This window comes from Massilia agrisoli (assembly GCF_020831365.1).
Lineage (GTDB): Bacteria > Pseudomonadota > Gammaproteobacteria > Burkholderiales > Burkholderiaceae_D > Telluria_A > Telluria_A agrisoli.
This window is the reverse complement of the sequence record NZ_JAJHPV010000004.1, coordinates 292,067-316,178: the sequence shown is the minus strand read 5'-3', so window position 1 is coordinate 316,178 and position 24,112 is coordinate 292,067. Positions and strand designations below refer to the sequence as shown.

General features: G+C 65.1%; 11 protein-coding genes. 4 read left to right on the top strand and 7 right to left on the bottom strand.

Annotated features, from left to right (window positions below; genetic code table 11):
- Window positions 1-125: 125 nt before the first annotated feature.
- Window positions 126-2,771, top strand: coding sequence for a TonB-dependent receptor (locus tag LMJ30_RS02760; protein WP_229430808.1), 2,646 nt, complete (start codon window positions 126-128; stop codon window positions 2,769-2,771).
- Between the two features lie 99 nt (window positions 2,772-2,870).
- Here LMJ30_RS02760 and aroG read toward each other — a convergent pair whose 3' ends face one another.
- The gene (gene aroG, locus LMJ30_RS02755) at window positions 2,871-3,932 is read right to left on the bottom strand and encodes a 3-deoxy-7-phosphoheptulonate synthase AroG (protein WP_229430807.1); all 1,062 of its coding nucleotides are present in this window, start codon (window positions 3,930-3,932) and stop codon (window positions 2,871-2,873) included.
- Between the two features lie 513 nt (window positions 3,933-4,445).
- Between aroG and LMJ30_RS02750 the strand changes: the two genes are divergently transcribed.
- Window positions 4,446-7,301: a TonB-dependent receptor gene (locus LMJ30_RS02750; RefSeq protein ID WP_229430806.1), complete on the top strand. Its 2,856-nt coding sequence runs from the start codon at window positions 4,446-4,448 to the stop codon at window positions 7,299-7,301.
- 105 nt (window positions 7,302-7,406) lie between these two features.
- Here LMJ30_RS02750 and tldD read toward each other — a convergent pair whose 3' ends face one another.
- The 3 genes from tldD to LMJ30_RS02735 are packed head-to-tail and all read right to left on the bottom strand — an operon-like array spanning window position 7,407 to window position 13,897.
- Window positions 7,407-8,867 carry a metalloprotease TldD gene (tldD, locus tag LMJ30_RS02745; protein ID WP_229430805.1) on the bottom strand — a complete coding sequence of 487 codons (1,461 nt, stop codon included), beginning with the start codon at window positions 8,865-8,867 and terminating at the stop codon, window positions 7,407-7,409.
- Window positions 8,868-8,927: 60 nt separating this feature from the next.
- Complete coding sequence (locus LMJ30_RS02740) at window positions 8,928-9,725, bottom strand: carbon-nitrogen hydrolase family protein (protein ID WP_229430804.1); 798 nt, start codon at window positions 9,723-9,725, stop codon at window positions 8,928-8,930.
- Window positions 9,722-13,897 (bottom strand): YhdP family protein, encoded by a 4,176-nt coding sequence (locus LMJ30_RS02735; protein ID WP_229430803.1) that lies wholly within the window; start codon window positions 13,895-13,897, stop codon window positions 9,722-9,724. The genes LMJ30_RS02740 and LMJ30_RS02735 overlap by 4 nt, the downstream gene beginning before the upstream one ends.
- Before the next feature lie 168 nt (window positions 13,898-14,065).
- Here LMJ30_RS02735 and glnE point away from each other — a divergent pair, with 168 nt between their 5' ends.
- Entirely contained in the window at window positions 14,066-16,783 is a 2,718-nt protein-coding gene (gene glnE, locus LMJ30_RS02730; protein ID WP_229430802.1) for a bifunctional [glutamate--ammonia ligase]-adenylyl-L-tyrosine phosphorylase/[glutamate--ammonia-ligase] adenylyltransferase, read from the top strand.
- A gap of 305 nt (window positions 16,784-17,088) precedes the next feature.
- On the opposite strand, the gene gap is transcribed toward glnE, so the two are convergent.
- Window positions 17,089-18,102 (bottom strand): type I glyceraldehyde-3-phosphate dehydrogenase, encoded by a 1,014-nt coding sequence (gap, locus tag LMJ30_RS02725; protein ID WP_229430801.1) that lies wholly within the window; start codon window positions 18,100-18,102, stop codon window positions 17,089-17,091.
- 73 nt (window positions 18,103-18,175) lie between these two features.
- The gene (tkt, locus tag LMJ30_RS02720; protein WP_229430800.1) at window positions 18,176-20,173 is read right to left on the bottom strand and encodes a transketolase; all 1,998 of its coding nucleotides are present in this window, start codon (window positions 20,171-20,173) and stop codon (window positions 18,176-18,178) included.
- A gap of 122 nt (window positions 20,174-20,295) precedes the next feature.
- On the opposite strand from tkt, the gene LMJ30_RS02715 reads away from it, so the two are divergent.
- Complete coding sequence (locus tag LMJ30_RS02715; protein ID WP_229430799.1) at window positions 20,296-21,021, top strand: 16S rRNA (uracil(1498)-N(3))-methyltransferase; 726 nt, start codon at window positions 20,296-20,298, stop codon at window positions 21,019-21,021.
- A gap of 314 nt (window positions 21,022-21,335) precedes the next feature.
- Here LMJ30_RS02715 and LMJ30_RS02710 read toward each other — a convergent pair whose 3' ends face one another.
- The gene (locus LMJ30_RS02710; RefSeq protein ID WP_229430798.1) at window positions 21,336-24,101 is read right to left on the bottom strand and encodes a TonB-dependent receptor domain-containing protein; all 2,766 of its coding nucleotides are present in this window, start codon (window positions 24,099-24,101) and stop codon (window positions 21,336-21,338) included.
- Window positions 24,102-24,112: the final 11 nt, after the last annotated feature.

Below are 24,112 nucleotides of genomic sequence, written 5' to 3'. Positions count from 1 at the left end.
AGCCGGCGCTTATGTCACCTTTGCACCACCCATCCTTTTTCATTATTGACAATATTTCCAGCGCACTGATTAGATGCCGGTTGCGTTTATTCGATTCATGTTTTTTATCCCTGGGAGCAAAAGCAATGATGAAACAAACAGTACTGTCGACCTCGCTGAAGACCATGTTCGCCGCCGGCTTCGTTGCCGCCGCGCCGGCCCTCGCGCAAGACATGCAGCAACAGCCGATTCAGCGCGTCGAGATCACCGGCTCATCGATCAAACGCATCCAGGCCGAAACCGCCACCCCGCTCACCATCGTCAAGGCCGAGGACTTCGTCAAGCAAGGCCTGACCTCGGCCCAGGAAGCGCTGTCGCGCATCGCCTCGAACCAGACCAGCATGGGCAGCGGCAACGCCGTGGGCGGCAATACCAGCGGCTTGCCGACGGGCGGCCAGGCCAGCGCCGACCTGCGCGGCCTCGGCGGCGACAAGACCCTGGTGCTGTTGAACGGCCGGCGCCTCGCCAACCACCCCTACGACAGCGCCAGCGTCGACCTGAACATGATCCCGATCTCCGCCCTCGAACGGGTCGAGGTGTTGCGCGACGGCGCTTCCGCCATCTACGGCACCGATGCGATCGGTGGGGTGATCAACTTCATCACCAGGCGCTCGGTCACCGCCACCACCATCACCGCCGAGGCAGTCAGGCCGCGCAAGGACGGCGCCGATGAAGAAAGGGTCAACCTGTCGACCGGCTTCGGCGACCTCGATGCCGACGGTTTCAATGTGTTCGGCGTCATCGACTGGCACAAGCAGGAGGTGCTGACCTCGCAACAGCGCGACTTCTCGCGCACCGGCATCGTGCCCTCGCGCGGCCTGTCCGTTACCAGTGGCACTACCTTCCCCGGAAACTTCTTCGACCCGGTGTCTGGCGTTGCGGGCAACCCCGGCGCCGCCACCGGCTGCCTGCCGCCCAACTCCGTTGCACGGGGCGCCATTTGCCGCCAGGACTACACCCAGCTGATCGACAACCTGCCGGCACAGGAACAACGTGCCTTGTATGCCAAGGCGTCGATGAAAGTGGCGGGCGGCCACATCGCCAGCCTCGAATACCTGCACTCGGAAAACGACGTTACCTCGCGCACCGCCCCTCCCCCGCAAACCGGCCTGATCCTGCCGGCCAGCAGTCCCTACTACCCTGGTAACGCGGGCGGGGTGCCGGCCATGCCGGGCCTGTCGGGCGCGCCGCTGCAGGTGAACTGGCGGCCGATCGAAGCGGGCCAGCGCGAGATCGATTCGGAAGGCAAGGCCGACCGCGCCGTGCTCGCGCTCGAAGGCGTGATGTCGGGTTGGGATTACAAGACCGGCCTCGCGCACTCGGTCAGCAAGTCGAGCGAAGATTTCGTCGGCGGCTATGTGCAGGACGCCTCGTTTGCGGCAGGCGTTGCCAACGGCATCCTGAATCCCTTCGGCCTGCAGGACGCCGCCGGCCGCGCCTATCTGGAAAGCACGGCGCTGCGCGGACAGGTGCAAAGTGCGAAAGTCAAAAACACCGCCTTCGACGTCACCGCCAGCCGCGAGGTCATGGCGATGGCGGGCGGCCAGCTGGCCGTCGCCGTGGGCGCCGAAGTGCGCCGCGAGGAAGCCGGCTTCGACGTCAACCAGGCGATCGCGTCGCAGGCGTCGAGTTCCGGTTTGTCAGGCTCGCTGCCCAAGAGCGGTTCGCGCAATATCCAGGCCGTGTTCGGCGAGCTGTCGATCCCGTTCATCAAGAACCTCGACGTGCAACTGGCGGCCCGCTTCGACCGCTACAACGATGTCGGCAACACCACCAATCCGAAAATCGGCGTGCGCTACCAGCCGATGCGCCAACTGCTGCTGCGCGGCTCGGCCAGCACGGGATTCCGCGCGCCGACCCTGTTCGAGAAAAATGCGCCGCCGTCGCGCAACGACACCAACGACTCGTATGACGATCCGATCCTGTGCCCCGGCGGCGTGCCGCAGCCGGGCGCGAACCCGCTGCGCGACTGCGACCTGCAACAGTTCAAGCTCCAGGGCGGCAACCCGAACCTGAAGCCGGAAAAGTCGCGCACCTACGCCGCCGGCCTGGTCATCGAGCCGATCCGCGAGCTGACGATTGCCGCCGACTACTGGCACATCAGGCTGGAGGACAAGATCGCGGCACTGCCTGAGCAGACCATCTTCGGCAACTTCGAGAAGTACCGCCACCTGTTCCTGCGCAACCCGGACGGCTCGCCCTACGCGATCGAGGACTTCCTCAACAACCTGGGCGAAGTGAAGACGGACGGCGTGGACCTCAGCGTGAACGCAAGGCTGCCGCGCAGCGGCTTGGGCGCTTTCACGCTCGGCATGGAAGGCACGTGGGTGCACAACTACGAGTACCAGAACGAGCGCGATGGCGAGTTCATCCAGAACGTCGGGCGTTACGCCGACATGGGCGCCGTGTTCCGCTGGCAGCACACGCTGACACTGGGCTGGACGATGGGCAACTGGAACGCGATGCTGGCCAACACCTACAAGTCCTCGTACGACGACCAGAACTTCGTCGAACCGGAGTTCTTCAACAAGGTGGACTCGTACAGCTTGTGGAATGTGTCGGGCAGCTATACGGGCTTCAAAGGATTGACCTTGACGGCTGGCGTGAAGAACCTGCTCGATGAAGATCCGCCATTCACCAACCAGGGCACGATGTTCCAGAAGGGGTATGACCCGCGCTACACCGATCCGGTTGGGCGCGCACTGTATCTGCGGGCCAGCTACAGCTTTTAATTGCAAAAAACGGCGGATACGGGCGTTGCCCTATCCGCCCCACGAAACCACCGGATCCGTAGGGCGGACAAGTGCGAAGCACGCCTCCGCCGATTTGACTTACTGATCCTGCCGCACACGGCGCTGGCGCACCGCCTGCGCCAGCCCTTCCAGCACCTTGACGCTGCTCTCCCAGTCGATGCAGCCGTCGGTCACCGACTGCCCATACACCAGCTCCTTGCCCGGAATCAGGTCCTGGCGTCCCGCGACCAGGTGCGACTCCACCATGACGCCCACAATGCGGTCATCGCCGCCAGCGACCTGCTGCGCAATCGACTCGCACACCGGCACCTGGTTCTCCGGCTTTTTCGAGCTGTTCGCATGCGACGCGTCGATCATCAGGCGCGATGCCAGGCCCTGCGCCGCAATCTGCTGGCAGGCCTGCTCCACGCTGGCCGCATCGTAGTTCGGCGCCTTGCCGCCACGCAGGATGATGTGGCAGTCCTCATTGCCGTTGGTTGACACGATCGCCGAGTGGCCGCCCTTGGTCACCGACAAGAAGTGGTGCGGCTGCGACGCCGCCTTGATCGCCTCGACAGCAATCTTGATATTGCCATCGGTACCGTTCTTGAATCCCACCGGGCACGACAGGCCCGACGCCAGCTCACGGTGGACCTGCGACTCGGTGGTGCGCGCGCCGATCGCGCCCCAGCTGATCAGGTCGGCGATGTACTGCGGGCTGATCACGTCGAGGAATTCGGTGCCCGCAGGCAGGCCCAGCTCATTGATGTCGCGCAGCAGTTCGCGGGCCATGCGCAGGCCGTCGTTGATGCGGAAACTGTTGTCCATGTACGGGTCGTTGATCAGGCCCTTCCAGCCCACCGTCGTGCGCGGCTTTTCGAAGTACACGCGCATCACGATTTCCAGCTCGCCCTTGAAACGGTCGCGCTCGCCCGCGAGGCGGCGCGCGTACTCCATCGCCGCCTTGGTGTCGTGGATCGAACATGGGCCGATCACGACCATCAGGCGGTCGTCCTGGCCGTGCAGGATGCGATGCAAGGCGATGCGCGCGCTGGCGGCGGTCTGCTCGGCAATGCCAGCGCACGGAAACTCGCGGATCAGGTGCGCAGGCGGTACTAGTTCCTTCATTTCGCGGATGCGCAAGTCGTCGGTACGTGGCATGGTGTTCTCCGTAGTCAGTTCGATTGGATGATGGAATAAAAAAAACCGCCATCGCTGGCGGTTTTCAGAATTTGCTGGGGATCTCGTTGTTGCTACGTGAACCGGCCGCTACTCCACCGCCTGAAGGCTGGAATGGCTAAAGTAAAAGTGGCCGGTAAAGAAAGCAATGTAGCGCATGTCGGATCCCAAAGGGTTTGGACGACTATAAACCGATTGCGTGCGAATTGGCAAGCCTTTTTGCGGCGCGCCTGCTTGCAGCGCGCCTGATGCCGCCGCCTTTTCCGGCCACTCGGTTGCGGCCTCCCCACACTTGGGCCGCTAAGGCCGCTAACCTTGATCCGCATCAGCCGTGCCGCCGGGACGGGTGCAAAACTCGGATCACCTGGCCCCCTGCCCGGCCCTGCTGTTGATCAAATCGCTTGCATGTTTCTCCTCGGATTTGTTGACCAAACTCAACAAGGCAAGCACAACAATCGGCACAGGCGTCACTCATCCGTTCCCTGGAGCTCATAAATGAAAGAAACAGTCCTGTCACGTCTACTCCGCCCCTTGTTTGCCGGCGGAAGCGCGCTCGGCCTTGCTGCCCTGGTCCTGCCAGTGCATGCGCAACAGGCCCAACCCACCGGACCGATCGCCCGCGTCGAGGTCACCGGCACCCTGATCCGGCGCGCGGAAGCCGAAACCTCATCGTCGGTGCTGACCCTGAACCGCGCCGACATCGAGCGCTCGGGCAAGACCACCGTCGCTGAACTGTTGCAGACGCTGGCGGTCGACAACCAGGGATCGGTGCCGATGAGCTTCGGCAGCGGCTTCGCGGCGGGCGCCTCGGGCATCTCGCTGCGCGGCCTGGGCGCCGCCTCCACCCTGGTCTTGATCAACGGCCGCCGCGTGGCGCCGTACGGCCTGGCCGACGACGGCCAGAAAATGTTCGCCGACCTGAACATCATTCCATCCGAAGCCATCGAACGGGTCGAGGTGCTCAAGACCGGCGCCTCGTCGCTGTATGGCTCGGACGCGATCGCCGGCGTGGTCAACGTTATTCTGCGGCGCGACTTTACCGGCACCAGCGCGCGCGCCAGCTACGGCCAGTCCGAGGAGGGCGACGGCAACGACACCGTGGTCGCTGTCGCCCACGGTTTCGGCGACATCGACAACGACCGCTTCAACGTGCTGATGAGCCTTGAATACGGCAAGCGCGACGAGATCTGGTACCGCGACCGCGCCGACCGCGGCCACATCGGCCGGGTCGACCTGCGCAACTGGGGCTACAGCGCGCAGCAGGCGCTGGGGGGCACCGGCGCGATCATCGACACCAACCTGGCCGGCAGCGCCATCAACGGCAACGTGCGCAACCCGGCCACCCTCGAGTACCACAACCGCGGCAACCTCGGTCCCGGCACCGGCTTCACCCGCCTGTTCCCGGCCGCGGCCTGCCCGAACTTCACCAGCCATCCGCAAGGCGACCCGCTGGGCGGCTGCCTGATCGACAGCACGCTGGTGTATAACCAGATCCAGCCCAGCCAGGAACGCCTCAACTTCTTCGCGCGCGGCACCATGCAGCTCAACCCGACCTGGCAGGTCTACGGCGAACTGAACCTCTACAACAGCGAATCGGAGTCGTTCACCACGCCCTCCGGCGTCAACGCCAACGTCGGCTTCCCCGGCGGACCGGTCAGCAATGCCGCGGTCGCCCTCGGCGCCGCGCATCCCGACAACCCGTACTTCGGCAGCGCCGCGCGGCTGCGCTACCTGGCCGCCGATGTGGGCCCGCGCGGCAGCAGCATCGAGTCCGATTTCATCCGTTTCGTCGCCGGCGCGAAAGGACAGGTCGCCGGCTGGGAGATCGACACCGGCCTGCTGTTCTCGCAGAACGAGGTCTCCAACGAGCGCACCGGCTTCCTCCAGCGCGACGTCGCCTTCGCCCTGCTCAACCCGACCCTGGCCAACATGGCGGCGGCGGCCCAGAATCCGGCTTACCTCGGGCTGCCGCAGGGCACGATCTGGCGCATTGCAGAGAACGCCGGACTGAACTCGCCGGCCATGTATGCCGCACTGTCGCCGACGATCTCCAACGACGCCAGGACGCGCGTGGCGCAGATCGACCTGAAAGGCACGCGCGACTTCGGCCAGCTGGCCGGCGGGCCGATCGGCGTGGCGGTAGGCGGCGAGTTCCGGCGCGAGGAAGCCAGGCTCGAACCGACTTCCGGTACCGAGCGCGGCAACATCATCGGCCTCGGTTATTCCGCCTACGACGGCGCCCGCAACGTGGGCGCGCTGTACGCCGAGGTGCTCGCCCCGGTCCACAAGACGGTGGAACTGTCGGCCGCGCTGCGCGGCGACCATTACAGCGACGCCGGCGACTCGTACACCCCGAAATTCGGTTTCAAGTGGTCGCCCGTCAAGTCCTTTGCGGCACGCGGCACCTACGCGCGCGGCTTCCGCGCCCCGAGCACGGCGGAAAACGGCGTCGGCGGCCTGGCGGCCTTCTCCACCGCGACCGACCCGCTGCGCTGTGGCCTGGGTGTGGAATCGGCCTGCGACCCGGCCAGCGTGGCGATCATCACCTCGCCCAACCCGGCACTGAGCCCGGAGAAGGCGCGCACCATCAACCTCGGCGTGATATGGGATCCCTACCCGCGCACCAACATCGCCGTTGACGTCTGGGAGATCAAGCGCAAGAACGAGATCAACCAGGAGCAGATCGACGCGGCGATTGCCGGCGGCCGGGTGGCGCGCGACCCGACCACTGCCGATCCTGGCATTCCGGGCGACCCGGGCCAGATCACCGCGGTACTTGCCAGCTACGTCAATTCCGCGCAGAGCGAGGTGCGTGGCGTGGACGTGGAATTCCGCCAGGGCTTCAGCGTGGGCAGGGTCAGCGGCTTCGTGCTCGATACCAAGTGGACGCACCTGTTCAGGTGGCTGCGCACCGAGCAGGACGGCACGTCGCGCGACTTCGCCGGCACGCACGGCAACTGCGACGTCACCAACTGCATTGGTACGCCGGACGACCGGGTCAACTTCCGGCTGTCGTGGGAGCGTGATGTATGGAAGGTATCGGCCAACCTCAACTTCCGCGGCAACCTGAAGAACACCTTCTTTGAAAATGATCCGGAAGGATGCGCCAGCCATTTTGCCAACGGTGAAGACGCGCCGACGGGTTGCGAGCTGCCGTCCTTTACCACTGTGGACCTGACCTTGCGCTGGATGGCGATGCCGAAGCTGGAGGTGTTCGGATCGGTGCAGAACCTGTTCGACGAGATCGCGCCGCTCGACCCGCTGACGTACGGCGCGCAGGCGTTCAACCCGCTGGACACGCAGGGGGCGATCGGCCGGTTCTTTAACGTGGGGGTGAGGTACAGGTTCTGATGCGGCGCCAGGCCACGCTCGTCGTTCCCGCGAAAGCGGGAACCCATACAGCGATGCCAGAGCCGCGTCGGCATGGGTTCCCGCCTCCGCGGGAACGACGGTGATTCAGGCCGTGCCGCCTACCGTCACTTCTTCAATGCGCAAGGTCGGCTGGCCCACGCCCACCGGCACGCTCTGCCCTTCTTTGCCGCACACGCCAACGCCTGAATCAAGGCGCATGTCGTTGCCGATCATCGATACGCGGTTGAGCACGTCCGGGCCATTGCCGATCAGGGTCGCGCCCTTGACCGGATAGGTGACCTTGCCATTCTCGATCATGTACGCTTCGCTGGCCGAGAACACGAACTTGCCGTTGGTGATATCCACCTGGCCGCCGCCGAAGTTGACGGCGTACAGGCCATTCTTGACCGACGCCAGGATCTCCTCAGGGTCCTTGTCGCCGCCGAGCATGTAGGTATTGGTCATGCGCGGCATCGGCAGGTGCGCGAACGATTCGCGCCGCGCGTTGCCGGTGATCGGCATTTTCATCAGGCGCGCGTTCATCGTGTCCTGGATGTAGCCGCGCAAAATGCCGTCTTCGATCAGGGTGGTGCACTGGGTCGGATTGCCTTCGTCGTCCATGTTCAGCGAGCCGCGGCGGTCCGCCAGCGTGCCATCGTCCACCACCGTCACGCCCTTGGCCGCCACACGTTCACCGATACGTCCGGAGAACGTCGACGAGCCCTTGCGGTTGAAGTCGCCTTCGAGGCCGTGGCCGATCGCTTCGTGCAGCAGCACGCCAGGCCAGCCCGGGCCGAGCACGATGGTCATCGGGCCGGCCGGCGCCGGACGCGCGTCGAGGTTGACGACCGCCGACTTGACCGCTTCGGTGGCGTAGGTGTCGAGCACGGCATCGGTAAAGTAGCCGTAGTCGTAGCGCCCGCCGCCACCCGAGGAACCGGTTTCGCGGCGGCCGTTCTGTTCGACGATCACCGTCACCGACACACGCACCAGCGGACGAATGTCTGCCGCCAGCACGCCGTCGCTGCGCGCAACGAGCACCACGTCGTATTCGCCGGCCAGGCCCGCCATCACCTGCACGACGCGCGGATCTTTGGCGCGCGCCATTTTTTCAACCCGTTCGAGCAGCTTGACCTTGGCGGTCGCATCCAGCGATGCCAGCGGGTCGTTGGGCAGGTACAGCGAGCGGCCGCCCTGCTGGGTCATGCCGCCTGCCACCTTGATCTTGCCCGAACCTGCGCGCGCGATCGTGCGCGTCGCGGCGGCCGCGTCCAGCAACGCGCTTTCCGAGATTTCATCCGAGTACGAGAACGCCGTCTTGTCGCCCGAGATCGCGCGCACGCCGACGCCCTGGTCGATCGAGAAGCTGCCGGTCTTGACGATGCCTTCTTCCAGGCTCCAGCCTTCGCTCTTGGTGAACTGGAAGTACAAGTCGGCGTAGTCGACCTTGTGCGTGAACATCGTGCCCAGGGTCGTGAGGATCTTGCCTTCGTCCAGGCCGAACGGCGTCAGCAGCACATCGCGCGCGACTGCCAGGGAGGAGAGATTGGGTTCGAATGGTTTCATTGTGCGGGTCTTTCGCTTAAGTAGCGGCCATTGTGCCACAAGCAGATTTTTTACATTGCCTCACATCTTGCGATGCTTGAGCGCTGGCAAGCTTTCGCGGACGCTGGCGAGGTAAGCCAGGTCGATATCGCCTTCGATCACGCCTTCGCCCTCGTTCAGCACGGCTTTGACTTCGCCCCAGGGATCGACCAGCATGCTGTGGCCGAAGGTGCGGCGGCCATTGGCGTGGGTGCCGCCCTGGGCCGAGGCCAGCACGTAGCACTGGTTTTCGATGGCGCGGGCGCGCAGCAGGACTTCCCAGTGCGCCATACCGGTGGTGTGGGTGAACGCGGCCGGGACCACGATCAGCACGCAGTCGCCCATCGCGCGGTAGAGCTCGGGGAAGCGCAGGTCGTAGCAGACCGACAGGCCGACCCGGCCAAACGGCGCTTCGAAGGTGCCGACCGATCCGCCAGGCACGATGGTGCGCGCTTCGTCATAGGATTCCTTGCCCTTGGTAAAGCCGAATAGGTGGATCTTGTCGTAACGGCTCACCGGTTTGCCGTCCGGACCGTACACCAGGGTGGTATTCATCACCCTGGTGGCGTCCGGCGACACCAGCGGCAAGGTGCCGCCGATCAGCCAGATCCCATGTTCCTTGGCCGTTTCCGCCATGAAATCCTGGATCGGCCCATTGCCAGGCTGTTCGGCGTGCGACACCTTGTCGGCGTCCGACATGCCCATGATCGGCCAGTATTCCGGCAAGGTCACCAGCTCGGCGCCGCCGGCGGCCGCCTCGGCAACGAGCCGGCGCGCGGTGGCGATGTTCTCTGGAACGCTGGGCGTGGATACCATCTGTACTGCAGCAACCTTGCTCATTTTTTCTCCGCCTTCGGTGGGGCCGCCGGGACCGCCGGCTTCGGCGCGCCCAGCCGCTTGATGACGGGCGATTTCCACGGACCGGTAATCTGCATCTCGTAGGTCAGCGCCTTCATCACGGGTGCGCGCAGGAAAAGCTGGGCCAGGAAACTGCCGATCCCGACCACGGGATTGACCGCCAGCGCATACACCAGCGGCCCGGTACCCAGGTTAAACTCAGGGATAACGACCACATGGAGATTGGTCGACTCGTTTGCAATATCGGCAGTGCCGTCCATCAACACCGTGGCGGCGACGCCCCACATTTTCAGGTTATCGGTCCGCAGCAAGCCCTTGCTGATGATGGCGTCGGCGCTGATGCCGTCAAATGCGAGGCCTTCCGAAAACACATCCTTGAAATCGAGCTTGAGCAGGCGCGGCAGCGCTTGCAGGCTGAGCACGCCGAGCAGCTTGGCCGCACCCGGGTCCTGCTTCAAAAACTGGCCCGACTCGACATCGAGGTTGACCTGGCCCGACAGCGTCGGGATGTCGAGCGCATAAGGCAGCCCGTTCCAGGCGATATCGCCGCTCAGTTTGCCCTTGCCGCGGCGTAGCGTTTCGGGGAAGCCGAACCGGTCGAGCAGCTTGCCGGCATCGGCGATGTCGATGACGAAGTTCAGGCTGGTGCTGCTCTTGCCGTCCTTGGTCAGCCACTTGCCCGTGCCGCTCAGCCTGCCGTCAGGATTGGTCAAGGTCAGTTTATTGACCCGCCACTCGCGCCCGGCCAGCGCCTGCGCGTTGCTGGCCAGCAGTTCCAGCCTGCCCAGTTGTTTGTTGAACAGTTCGAAGCGCTCGGCGACGATATCCAGGCCCGGAATGCTGGCCGCGGCGCCGCGGTCGGCCTCCAGCAGGCTCTTGACTTCCTCGGCGGCCGATTCCGGAATCACCAGCGAGGCCAGCCGCGCGGTGACCTTGCCCAGGCCCTGGCCGGTCGCCGACTCGGCCCAGGTGACGTGGCCGGACACCTGGCGCGAGTCGATGCTGGCTTGCCAGGTATCGTTCTGGTGCGAGGCGCCGACCACCACTTCGGCCAGCTTGCGGTCGCCAATGATCAGTTCATTGGCGCGCGCCGCCATCACGTCAGGAATGATGTAGCTCGACAGGTTAAGCCCGCCGCTTGCCGCCGGGTCGGCGCGTTCCGGTTTCGGCCCGCCGATGCTCCTGCTGATGGCGATCCACTGGTCCACGTTCAGCGACTTCATGCTGACATTGATCATTACCCCGCTGTCGGGTTCGGGGGCGGGTGTGTTGACGCCGATGCCGCCACGCAGCACCCGCCACGGTTCCCTGCCCTGCCGCTGGCGCTCGTAGCGCGCGGCAATCGCCGTACCCAGCGACAGGCGGATGTCGTCGCGCGAAATGCCGCCGTCGGCGCCGGGCGCGCCGTTCATCACAAAACGCAGCGGCAGCGGATCGGCTTCCGCCTTGCGCAGCGGCGAAGGGAAATCGAGTCCCAGTCCCGCCAGGGTCGAGTCAACCGTCACCTGTACCTTGCGGTCGCGCACCTCGACCGCGCCGCTGTAGCGCGTGCTGCCCGACAGGTAGCCGGCCAGGCGCTGCATCGCCGCCGACGGGAAGGTCTTGCGCACGCCCTCGGCGGACAAGGCGCCGCCCAGCTTGATCACGATCGCGCCGTCGCGCTGGGTGCCCCCGGTCAGGGACAGGGGGCCGCCGACAAAGCTGCCGCCCACGCCCGACAGGTTGACCCCGCGCTCCCAGAACTCGATCTTGCCGATCGCCGCCCGCACCGGCGGCATGTCGTCGAACAGGACCACATCGTTGTTCATCAGCTGCAGGCTGCCCTGCACCTTGGCGTCAGGCAGGTGGGACAGCGGCAGCAGCAGTTTCAGGCCCAGTTTCGCATTGCCGGTGGCGCGCGTGTCGTCGGTAAAGTGGCCGATCCATCCGGCCACAGGGCTCGCCGCCACGTAACGCAAGAACTCCTGCATCGGGCCTGCGGCGCTGCCGTCGATCTCCAGCAGCTTGTCAGGCGCTGCGAGGTCGGCGATCACTGCCTTGACGTTGGCCAGGCCCACGCCCAGCGTGGCGGCGCGTTCTGCGCGAATTTCCATGCGCGCGCGCTCGAACACGAAGCTGCCGTCGATGCGTTCGGCCTGCGGCCACAGGGGCGCCACGCCATCGGGCGCGTGCAGGCTGGGCGAGTAATTGAGCTTGCCGTCGGCGATGCGGCCGGCCACGCGGAACTCGCCGCGCGCGCGTTCGGCCGCGTTACGGGCGCGGAACGGGAACTGCGACAGCTCGCCGCGCAAGGTCAGCGCGACATCGTGGGCGGTGCCGCCTTCGAGCGCGCCGACCAGCCAGTCGCGCAGGTGCGGAGGTGTTTGCAGCGGCAGGTAGTCGCCAATCCGGTTCAGTTCGAATCCATCGAGCTTGCCCTTGAAGTCGACCGTGCCCAGCGCCTTGCCCGGCACGCCGGCCAGCGGGCGCAGGTGGGTGCCCGACAGCGAGCCTGTCAGCGATCCCTGCACGAAGTCCATCTTGTCGACTTCAACCCGCAGGCGGTCCTGGCCTTCGAACGACCAGCGCGCTTTCATGTCCAGCTGGTCGAAGCGCATTTCCGGTTTGGCAAACCATGCCGGCAGGTGCAGCACGGTGCCTTGCGAATCGAGGTTGATGGTGCCGCCCTTGTCGCTGGCGTCAATGGTCCCGGTCAGCTTGTCAAAGCCCGGGATCGCAGGGGCCGCCGCCACGCCAGGCGAGGCCGCCGTCTTTGGCCGGGCCAGCCGCGCGGCCTGCGGCTTCAGGCCCAGGTTGACCATGCGCGCCTTGATGCGGTAGCTGCTGATGTCGGGGTACTGGCCCTGCCACTGCGCCGACAGGTTCTCGACCCGGCCGCGCGGGCCGAAGTCGGACAGCATCGCGCGCTGGGTATCGGTCAGCGGCAGTTGCGTGCCCACCGCGGCCAGGGTGGCCAGGTCGAGCGTGCGGGCACTGACAGTGATGGTTTCCGGCTTGCCCTTTTTTGCAGGGACGAAGGTTTCGCTGATGCTGGTGGCCGGCAGGGTCAGGCCGTCGGCGGTTTCGACCGAAAAGCCGGTCAGGCTGGCGGTGTGGCCATGCGCGCCGAAGGTCGGCTTGCCGGTCGCCGCGCCGCGCGGGATGGTCTCGCTCGCGGAAATGCGCCCGCTGACCCGCTTGAGCGCCAGCGGCGGCAAGGTCTTGCGCAGGCGCGCATCGACATCGACCAGCCCGACGTCGGCGGTAAAGCCGGCCAGGCGCGCGTGGTCCAGGGTCAGCCAGGCGCGCACGGATCCCTTGCCGCCGCTGACTTCGAACGGGTAATCGACGTACGGCTTCCAGCCCGCCAGGTCGGTCTGGCGCACGTCCGCATACAGTTCGCCGGTCCACTGTCGCGGGTCGGCGATGCGGCGCGCAAAGCGCGGGTGCGAGAACGCGGCGCGGATGTCGATCGGCTGCGCCAGGCTGGCCGGCGGCGTCGCGCGCAGGCCGAAGCGGTGCTCGGTCCAGCGGTTCGCCAGCAGCATGCTAACGTTAGACAGCGCCAGCGTGGGCGCGCCGCGCTTCTCGTCGGTCCAGTTGACCTTGCCCTCGCGGATCACGATCTCGCGCTGCTTGAAGGCCCAGTCGCCGCTGTCGGTGTCGCCCGGCCCTTCGGCCAGCAGCACCCCGGCCACATACAGCTTGCCGTCGGCGGTGCGGCGCACGTCCAGCTCGGGGCGGATGATTTCAAGCGACTGGAAGCGCAGGTCGGCGGCCGGCACGCTCCACCACGATACCGTGGCCGAGACGCTCGGCAGCGCCAGCACCTGGCGCCCTTGCGCGTCGCGCAGCGTGACGTCGCCGAGGAAGAAGTTGGGGCGCAGCCCGCGCCACGACGCGTAGATGCGCGCGATCGACACCTGGTTGCCCAGCGCGCGGCTGGCGGCCCGTTCGATGTCGTCCTTGTAGTAATCGATGTTCGGCAGGATCGCGTAGCGCAGGAACAGGAAGACGATGGTAAACGCGAAGTAGACCAGCAACACCAGCTTGATGGTGAACCCCAGCACATGGTGGCTGGCCTGGTTGCAGACGCGATAAGCCGCACGGAGGCGGCGCCAGCGTTCCGCGATTGGTACGTGCGCTGGAGCGTTGTCGTGTTCGCGGTTCTGCATCAATAAGCTAATAAAAGGGCTCGCCGTGTTTTGTCTGGGAAATAAGAGAGCGCTTGCATCAATGCCGTTGCCTACCTTACCATCGACCTGTCCTGTACAGGTGCGCGGCCCAATTCTACCTTATAGAGGCCCCTCCATAGCCGCACTTTAACTCTTCCTTACATTCCTATGAGCAACCCTTCCCTGGTGTCCGAATCGCGCTTCTATCAACGCTGGATCGCCGCCGATCCGGGACGCAGCGCCAGGATCGGGGAAATCATCGGCCAGCCCCTGTGCCGGCTCGACCTGGACCAGCAGCTGGCCATCGAACTGGCCGCCGGCATCCCCCTGCCGCGCGCCATGCGGCGCTTGCGCAACCTGCTGGTCTGCGGCCTGATCCAGCGCGACCTGGAAGGCCAGGCCGACCTGGCCGAGGTGGTCGAGACCATGACCGCGCTGGCCGATTTCGCCATTCGCACCCACTTGGACGCCATCATGCAAGAAATGGTTGCCAGCCACGGGCAACCGGTCGGCCATGAATCCGGGCGGCCGCAGCAGATGATGGTGTTGGCGATGGGCAAGCAAGGCGGGGGCGAGCTGAATGTGTCGTCGGACATCGACCTGATCTTCGTCTATCCGGAGGACGGCGAAACCGCGCTCACCCTGCCCGACCAGCGCCAGCTGTCGAACCATGAGTTTTTCAACCGGCTGGGCAAGAAGCTGATCGCGGCGATCTCGGAAATCATCGAGGACGGCTACACCTTCAGGGTCGACATGGCGCTGCGCCCGAACGGCGCGTCGGGGGCGCTGGTAGCCAGCCTGAACATGGTCGAGGAATACCTGATCGTGCAGGGCCGCGAATGGGAACGCTACGCCTGGGTGAAGGCGCGCGCGGTGACCGGCGCGCAGGAAGACATCGACGCGCTCGACGCCGTGGTGCGCCCGTTTGTCTACAGGCGCTACCTCGACTTCGGCGTGATCGACGCGATCCGCAACATGCACGCCCAGATCCGCGCCGAGGTGAACCGCCAGGAACGCCTCCACCCCGACCGCAGCAACAACGTCAAGCTGGGGCGCGGCGGCATCCGCGAGATCGAATTCCTGGCGCAGGTGTTCCAGCTGATCCGCGGCGGGCGCGACGCCACCCTGCGCGACCGTTCCACCCGCGCCACCTTGCGCATGCTGGCCGATAAGGAGCTGATGGCGGCCGACACGGCCGCGCGCCTGCTCGGCTCCTACAACTTCCTGCGCAACCTCGAACACCGCCTGCAGTACCTCGACGACGCCCAGACCCACACCCTGCCCGCGCGCGACGAAGACCGGGCGGCGGTGGCGCGCATGATGCGCCTGCCCGACGTCGCCACCCTGCTCGAGCGGCTCGACGAACACCGCGCCTTCGTGGCCAGCCAGTTCGACGCCATCTTCAGCGACAAGAGCGACGATGCGGCCGAGCCGGCACACGAGCCGATCGACCTCGAAAGCCTCGAATCGGTCGAAGCGCGCCTGGCCACGCTGGGCTTCGACGACCCGGCGCAGGACGCCCGCCGGCTGGTCAACACCTGGAAAAGCCCGCGCGTGCAGGCGATGGCCGACAGCAGCCGCACCCGCATGCTGGCCCTGGTGACGGCGGCCCTGCCGCTGGTGGCCAACGCCGCCATCGAAGCGGGCAGCGGCAGCGCCGGCGCCACGCTCGGGCGCCTGCTCGACTTCTTCGACGCCATCGCGCGCCGCTCGGCCTACCTGTCGCTGCTGACGGAGTACCCGCACACCCTCAAGCGGGTGGTCGACATGATGCACGCCAGCGGCTGGGCGGCGACCTTCCTGACCAGCCACCCGGTACTGCTCGACGAACTGCTGGACGACCATGCGCGCGAAGCGGTGCCCGACTACCAGGCGCTCGCAGCGGAACTGCGCGAGCAGCTCGGCACGGCCGCCGGCGACACCGAGCGCCAGATGGACCTGCTGCGCGAAGCGCACCACGCCTACATGTTCCGCCTGCTGGCGCAGGACCTGGCCGGGCTGCTCACCGTCGAACGGCTGGCCGACTTCCTGTCCGCGCTGGCCGACACCATCGTCGCCGCGACCATCCCGGCGGTGTGGGAGACGATCGCCACGCGCCACATCGAGGTGCCGAAATTCGCCGTCATCGCCTACGGCAAGCTGGGCGGCAAGGAACTGGGCTACGTCTCGGACCTCGACGTGATCTTCCTGTTCGAGGACGACGACCAGGAGGCCCCGTTCAACTACGCCAAGCTGGCGCAGCGCTTCATCACCTGGATGACGGCGACCACGCCGGCCGGGATCCTGTTCGACATCGACACGGCGCTGCGTCCCGACGGGGCAAGCGGCATGCTGGTGTCATCGGTTGCCTCGTTCGAGCGCTACCAGCGCAATTCGGCCTGGCTCTGGGAGCACCAGGCGCTGACCCGGGCGCGCTTCTGCGCCGGCGACGCGGCGCTCGGCGCGCGCTTCGAAGCGATCCGCGACAGCGTGCTGCGGATCGACCGCAGCGCCAAACTCGACGAGCTGAGGGACGAAGTGCTCAAGATGCGCAAGCGAATGCGCGACGCGCACCCGAACCGCACCACCCTGTTCGACCTGAAGCACGATGCGGGCGGCATGATCGATATCGAGTTCATGGTGCAGTACCTGGTGCTGCGGTATGCGGCGGCGCATCCGGGACTGACGCTCAACACCGGCAACATCGCGCTGCTGCGGCTGTGCGGCGAGCTGGGGTTGATCGAACCGGTGCTGGCCGGGGAAGTCGGCGATGCGTACCGGCTGATGCGCAAGCTGCAGCACCAGCAGCGCTTGCAGGGCCGCGACAACGCCAGGGTCGAGCAGGCGCGCGTGGCGCCGCATGCGGCCAAGGCGCAGCAGCTGTGGCGGCAGGTATTCGGCGTTTGAACGCCCTCGTGCTGTCGGGCGGATGCGCGCAGGCCGCTGTGAGAAGGCGAAAAAAAAGCTCTGTCACGGTTAGGTATGGAATTGAGCACGTCGTGCCCGCCACTGGCGGACCCGACTTCCCGCGAAAGCGGGAACCCATACTATGTATGCGCTAGAGGTCGAATCGCTTTACTACTGATCGTCTTCAGTATGGGTTCCCGCGTGCGCGGGAACGACGAGGGTGCAGCGCTTCCACACTTAACGGTGACATAGCCAAAAAAAACCGGCGCAAGCGCCGGTTCCTGGACAGCTGCACGGTGAAGCGATTACTTCGCGTTCATCAGCGCCACGGTGGTGTCGAGCATGCGGTTCGAGAAGCCCCATTCGTTGTCGTACCACGACGATACCTTGACCAGGCGGCCCGACACCTTGGTCAGGGTCGAGTCGAAGTTCGACGATGCCGGGTTGTGGTTGAAGTCGATCGATACCAGCGGCTCGGTCTGGTAAGTCAGGATGCCTTCCAGCGCGCCCTTGGCAGCGGCGGCCTTCATCAGCTCATTGACTTCTTCGACCGTCGTATCGCGCTTGGCGATGAAGGTCAGGTCGACCAGCGACACGTTGATGGTCGGTACGCGGATCGCGAAACCGTCCAGCTTGCCGTTCAGCTCAGGCAGCACCAGGCCAACCGCGGCGGCGGCGCCGGTCTTGGTCGGGATCATGCTCTGGGTCGCCGAACGGGCGCGGCGCAGGTCTTCATGCATCACGTCCGACAGCACCTGGTCGTTGGTGTAGGCGTGCACGGTGGTCATCAGGCCGGTTTCGATGCCGATCGCGTCGTTGAGCGGCTTGACCAGCGGGGCCAGGCAGTTGGTGGTGCACGATGCGTTCGAGATCACGGTGTCGGTCGACTTCAGCACGTCCTGGTTGACGCCGAACACGATGGTCGCGTCGACATCCTTGCCGCCTGGCGCCGAGATGATGACTTTCTTGGCGCCGCCCTTCAGGTGGGCCGAAGCCTTTTCCTTGGTGGTGAAAAAGCCGGTGCACTCGAGCACGACGTCAACGCCCAGCTCGCCCCATGGGATTTCAGCCGGGTTGCGCTGCGCGAATACGCGGATCGGATCGCCGTTGACGATCATGTTGTCGCCTTCGACGGTCACGGTGCCTGGGAACTTGCCGTGCGCGGTGTCGTAGCGGGTCAGGTGGGCGTTCGACTTGGCGTCGCCCAGGTCGTTGATCGCCACGATCTGGATGTCCTGCTTTTTGCCGCCTTCATAGAACGCGCGCAGCACATTGCGGCCGATGCGGCCATAACCGTTGATTGCTACTTTGATCGTCATACTCTACTCCTGATGAAAAGAAAAGAAGGGCGAGGTGCGGGCGCCTCATGGCGCCCGCGCACTACAGGCAGACTTAGGCGGCCAGTACCAGCTTGGCCTTGGCAACCACGTTGTCGACGGTGAACCCGAAGTGCTTGAACAGCACCGGCGCCGGAGCCGATTCGCCGAAAGTGTCGATACCCACCACGGCGCCTTCGAGGCCCACGTATTTATACCAAAAATCGGTGACGCCGGCTTCAATGGCCACACGCGGGATGCCGCGCGTCAAAACGCTGGCCTTGTAGGCGGCGTCCTGGCGGTCGAACACGTCGGTCGACGGCATCGACACCACGCGCACGCCGGTGCCTTCGGCTTCCAGCACGGCGGCGGCCTTGAGCGCCAGTTCGATTTCCGAACCGGTGGCGATCAGGATCACTTTGGCGTTGGCGGCGTCGCGCAGCACGTAGCCGCCGCGCGCGATGTTGGCGACCTGCTCGGCGCTGCGTTCGACGAACGGCAGGTTCTGGCGCGAGAAGATCAGGGTTGCCGGGCCGTCCTTGCGCTGGACTGCCGCGCCCCATGCCACCATCGATTCGGTGGTGTCGCATGGACGCCAGTTGTCCAGGTTAGGAATCAGGCGCAGCGACGAAACGTGCTCGACCGACTGGTGGGTCGGGCCGTCTTCGCCCAGGCCGATCGAGTCGTGGGTGAACACGAACACCGAACGCAGCTTCATCAGGGCAGCCATGCGCAGCGCGTTGCGGCTGTAGTCCGAGAAGGTCAGGAAGGTCGCGCCGAACGGGATGTAGCCGCCGTGCAGGGCCACGCCGTTCATGATCGCGGCCATGCCGAACTCGCGCACGCCGTAGTTGATGTGGTTGCCTGGCTGGCCGGAACGGACGGCGACGATCTCTTTCCAGTTGGTCAGGTTCGAGCCGGTCAGGTCGGCCGAGCCGCCCAGGAATTCCGGCAGCGCAGGGGCCAGCGCCTGGATCGCGTTCTGGCTCGCCTTGCGGGTGGCGATGGTTTCTTTCTTGTCGACGGTTGCCGCGATCGCCTGGTCCAGCACCTGCTGGAAGTTGGCCGGCAGGTCGCCCTTCATGCGGCGCTCGAGTTCGGCAGCCAGCTCAGGGAATTGCGCGCGGTAGCCTTCGAACTTGGCGTTCCAGTCGCCTTCGAACGCGGCGCCCTGCTCTTTTGCGTCCCATGCTTCGTAGATCGGCGCCGGAATATCGAATGGCACTGCATCCCATACCAGGTGCTCGCGCACTGCCGCGCATTCGGCGTCGCCCAGCGCCGCGCCGTGGACCTTGTCGCCGCCCTGCAGGTTTGGCGAGCCCTTGCCGATGATGGTCTTGCAGCAGATCAGGGTCGGCTTGTCCGACAGCTTTGCCTGCGCGATGGCCGCGTCGACCGCCGCCACGTCATGGCCGTCGACGTTCGGGATCACGTTCCAGTTGTAGGATTCGAAGCGCTTCGGCGTGTCGTCGGTGAACCAGCCTTCGACCTTGCCGTCGATCGAGATGCCGTTGTCGTCGTACAGGAAGATCAGTTTTTTCAGGCCCAGGGTGCCGGCCAGCGAGCATACTTCGTGCGAGATGCCTTCCATCAGGCAGCCGTCGCCGAGGAATGCATAGGTGTAGTGGTCGACCACGTCGTAGCCAGGCTTGTTGAACTCGGCAGCGAGCAGCCACTCCGACAGCGCCATGCCGACCGCGTTGGCGATACCCTGGCCGAGCGGGCCGGTGGTGGTTTCCACGCCCGGGGTGATGTCGACTTCCGGGTGGCCCGGGGTCTTCGAATGCAGCTGGCGGAAGTTGCGCAGGTCGTCCATCGACAGGTCGTAGCCGGCCAGGTGCAGCAGCGAATAGTGCAGCATCGAGCCGTGGCCGTTCGACAGCAGGAAGCGGTCGCGGTTGACCCACTTCGGATTGGCCGGGTTGTGCTTGTAATGTCCTGCCCACAGCGCAACAGCGATTTCAGCCATGCCCATTGGCATGCCGGGGTGGCCGGAATTGGCTTTTTGAACAGCGTCCATTGCCAGTGCGCGGATCGCGTTGGCCATCAGGGTCGTAGGGAGGGTAGGTTTCATGGAAAGAATCAGTGAGGTCTAGGATTGGGAATGCGGCTGCTTGCTTAACCAAGTATTTTACCAGAGCGGGGTGGCCCCGAATTAAAATGCCTTCATTTCCACCGATAAGTTGCAGGATTTTCATGCCGCGTTTCTACTGTTCCGAGCCGCTGGTCGTCGGCGCCACCATCGCCCTGCCCGAGGCAGTCGCCCACCATGTGCACGTAGTGCGCCTGCAGCCCGGCGACGCGCTGTGCCTGTTCGACGGGGGCGGCGGCGAGTACCAGGCGCTGCTGGCCAGCGTCGAGAAGCGCCGGGCGACGGCCACCATCGTCAGCCACGACCCGCGCGAGGTCGAACTCCCCTACCAGGTGACCCTGGCGCAGGCGCTGCCGGAAGGCACGAAGATGGACTGGATTATCGAAAAGGCGGTGGAACTGGGCGTGTCGGCAATCCAGCCGCTGGCGGCCAGGCGCTGCGTGGTCAGGCTGTCGGCCGAGCGCGCTGGCAAGAAGCAGGACCATTGGCAGGCGGTGATCGTGGCGGCGTCCGAGCAAAGCGGGCGCAACCGGCTGGCGAAGCTGGGGGAGCTGACCGACTTCGACCGCTGGATCGGCAGCGCGGACATGTCAAACTGCATCTTGCTGACGCCGCGGGCCACGCAGTCGCTGGCGGAATGGACGCGCGCCAGGCCGGCCCAGGCAGTCAGCCTGATGATCGGGCCGGAGGGCGGCTATACGCAGCAGGAGGAGGATGCAGCGATTGCCAGGGGCGCCACTGCGCTGTCGATGGGACCGCGCATCTTGCGTACCGAGACAGCGGGGCTGGCTGCGCTGGCGGCCATCAATGCCGCCTGGGGCGGGATGTAAGGCGGTACGCCACCGCCGTCACAAATCCACGCGGAGGCGCCCTCCGGGCTTGTCCGCCCTACCGCACCTAGTTCGCATGCAATAAAAACCAGCGTACCAGCTACTGTAGGGCGGACAAGGCCGAAGGCCGCCTCCGCGTGCGGGCCACTCACCGTTAAGTGTGGAAGCGCTACACCCTCGTCGTTCCCGCGCACGCGGGAAGTCGGGTCCGCCAGTGGCGGGCACGACGTGCTCAATTCCATACCTAACGGTGACATAGCCAAAAAAAACGCCCCGCAAGTTACCTTGCGGGGCGTTTTGCTAAGCACTAAAGCTTAGAAGGTGTAGCTGGTGTTCAGGTACAGGGTACGGCCCATGGTGTCTGCGTAACGTGGGTCGTAGCCAACCTGGTGGCCCGACGAAGTACGCAGCGACAGAGGTGGTTCCTTGTCCAGCAGGTTCTTCACGCCAACGCGCACATCCCACTGCTTGCTGATGAAGTACTTGCCCTGGTAGTCGATCGTCGAGTACGACGGGACTTGCAGGCGGATCGGCTGGGTGATGTTCGCCTTGGTCGCGACGTTGTACGGCGTTGCCGCTGCATCGGTGTAGCCGTTGCGGTAGTTCAGCGTGAACGAGTTCACCATCTTGCCCATTTCCAGCGCTGCGGTGAAGCGGGCGATGTTGCGGAAGGTGACTGCGTTGTTGATGCCGTAACGGTCCATGCTGTTGGTCCAGACATTGTCCGTACCTGGCGTGGTGTAGTCGGCCTTCAGCATGTGGGTGCCGTTCGCGTTCAGCGAGAACTTGCCGAACGAGTACTTCTCACCGACCGTGAAGTCCCAGTCGATACCGCGGTAGTGCGATTTGCCGATGTTGATCGGCGCCTGCAGGAACGACCACTTCTGTTCGCCGGTTGCCGGGTTGGTGAACGACGAGAACAGTTCGCGGAACTTGACTGGATCGGCAAATGCCTGGATCTCGCTGACCGCCGAGACCTGGTTGGTCATGCGGACATCCCACAGGTCGGCGCCGAAGGTGACGTTGTTCGACGGCTCGATGCGGAAGCCGAGGGTGTACTGCTTCGATTCCTCTGGGCTCAGCTGCGAGTTGCCGCCGCGCTTGACGTCATACTGTGCGCGGCCCGGACGGCAGAAGCCGGCGTTTTCCGCTTCCAGCGATGGTGGGCAATTGTACGAACCGGCGGTGAAGCCTGCCGAGACGACCTTGCCGGCGATCGAGTCCTGGTCAGCAACGCGGAAGCCGGTGCCGTAGGATGCGCGCACCAGCACTTGCTGTACTGGCGACCAGCGTGCGGTGACCTTGTAGGTGCTGGCGTCTTGCGATTCGCCCACTTCCTTGTTGATCAGCGCGTCTTCGACTGCCGAGTACTTGTCCCAACGGACAGCCGCGGTCATTTCGACGTTCTTCAGCACTGGCAGCGCCAGTTCGGCGAAGGCGCCGGTCGAATCACGGGTGTAGTCGTTTTCGGCCGGTGCGCTGAACGCGTAGATGCTGCCGTTCTTGGCTGCGGCGCTGGCGGTCTGCACTTGCTGCAGTTCACGGTAGTCGGCGCCGACTGCAACGCTTGCCGCGCCGCCTGGCAGTGCGAACACTTCACGCGAGCCACGTACGTCGAAGCCCTTCATGTCCGAATACGCTTCGCGGATCGAACCCTTGAACAGCGAGTTTTCGATCAGGGTCTTGGTCGCTGCCGACTGCGAGCCCGATGCTGCGAACGGGTCGAAGGTACGGTTGGTCAGCATCGAGCGGAACTCGGTGTTGAGCATGTAGCCGCCGGTGTACTTCTCGTCGATCTTGTACTTCGACAGGGTCACGGCGCTGTTCAGGTCCCAGCCGAATGCATTGGCTTCCACGCCGGCCACCAGGTGGCGCACGTCGGTGATGGTCTGGCTGTCGCGGGTGCCCCAGTCAACTGCGCGGAACTGCGCGACTGCGCCGGTCGCCAGCTCTTGCTGGGCCGGGGTCAGGTATGGCTGGATGTACTGGTTGTACAGCGGCGTACCTTTAGGGATGCTGACGTTGACCGGGTTGGCCGCGATACGCGCGGTCAGGTCGAAACGGCCCAGCGACAGGTCGGCGAACGCAACTGCGTCCTCGCCCAGCTTGATGCGGCCACTGGAGAAGAAGGTGTCGCGCTTCGATTCAGGGATGATCTCGACGGTGGCGGCGAAGTCAAACGAGCAGAAGTTGGTCAGCGCGTCGTTCGACAGGTAAGGCACGTTCAGATCGGCGCAAGCACCGGTGGCCTTCTGGAACGGGTTGAAGCCGATCGCCTTGTTGACGGCCGGGTTGGTGAACGACACGGTGGCGTTCGCCGGAACGGTCGAGGTCGAGGTGCGGTCGTAGATGTAGTTCGCGCCTTCGTGCGAGAACGGGATGTACGCGGTCGCGGCGAAGCGGCGCTGCGGCGCCTTCAGCTGGCGCTGCTCGTCGTGGCGGTAGGTCATCAGGACGTTGTAGCCGTCGCTGTCGAGGTCGCCGAAGCCGCCGGTGATGCTGGCGTTGGCGCTCTTGCCGCCTTCATGTTCCGGATGCACGTAACCGGCGTCGACCGACAGGCCCTGGTAGTTTTTCTTCAGGATGAAGTTGATGACGCCGGCGATGGCGTCGGCGCCGTACAGTGCCGAAGCGCCGTCGGTCAGCACTTCAACGCGCTCGACCGCCGACAGCGGGATCGAGTTCAGGTTGACCGAGCTGCCGCTGTCCTGCAGGGGCGCCAGGCGGCGGCCGTTCAGCAGTACCAGGGTGTAGCTGCCGCCCAGGTCGTGGATCGACGCGGTGGTGCGGCCGCCCGAGTTGGTGCCCGCAGCGATGGCTTCAATGGTGAAACCCTGCATGGCAGGCAGTTTCTGAACCAGGTCGGATACCGTCGTCGCGCCGGTGCGGGCGATGGTTTCCTTCGAAATGACTTGCACTGGCAGGGCGCCTTCGCGCTGGATGCGCTTGATTGCCGAGCCGGTGATCTCCACGCGCTGGATGACTTGCTCTTGGGCCAGCGCATTCGCGCCAACCAAGCCTGCCAGCAGGCCGATGGCCATGCGTACCGAACGCACGCCAGTTTTCTCTTTAAAGAACATTGTAGGTCCTA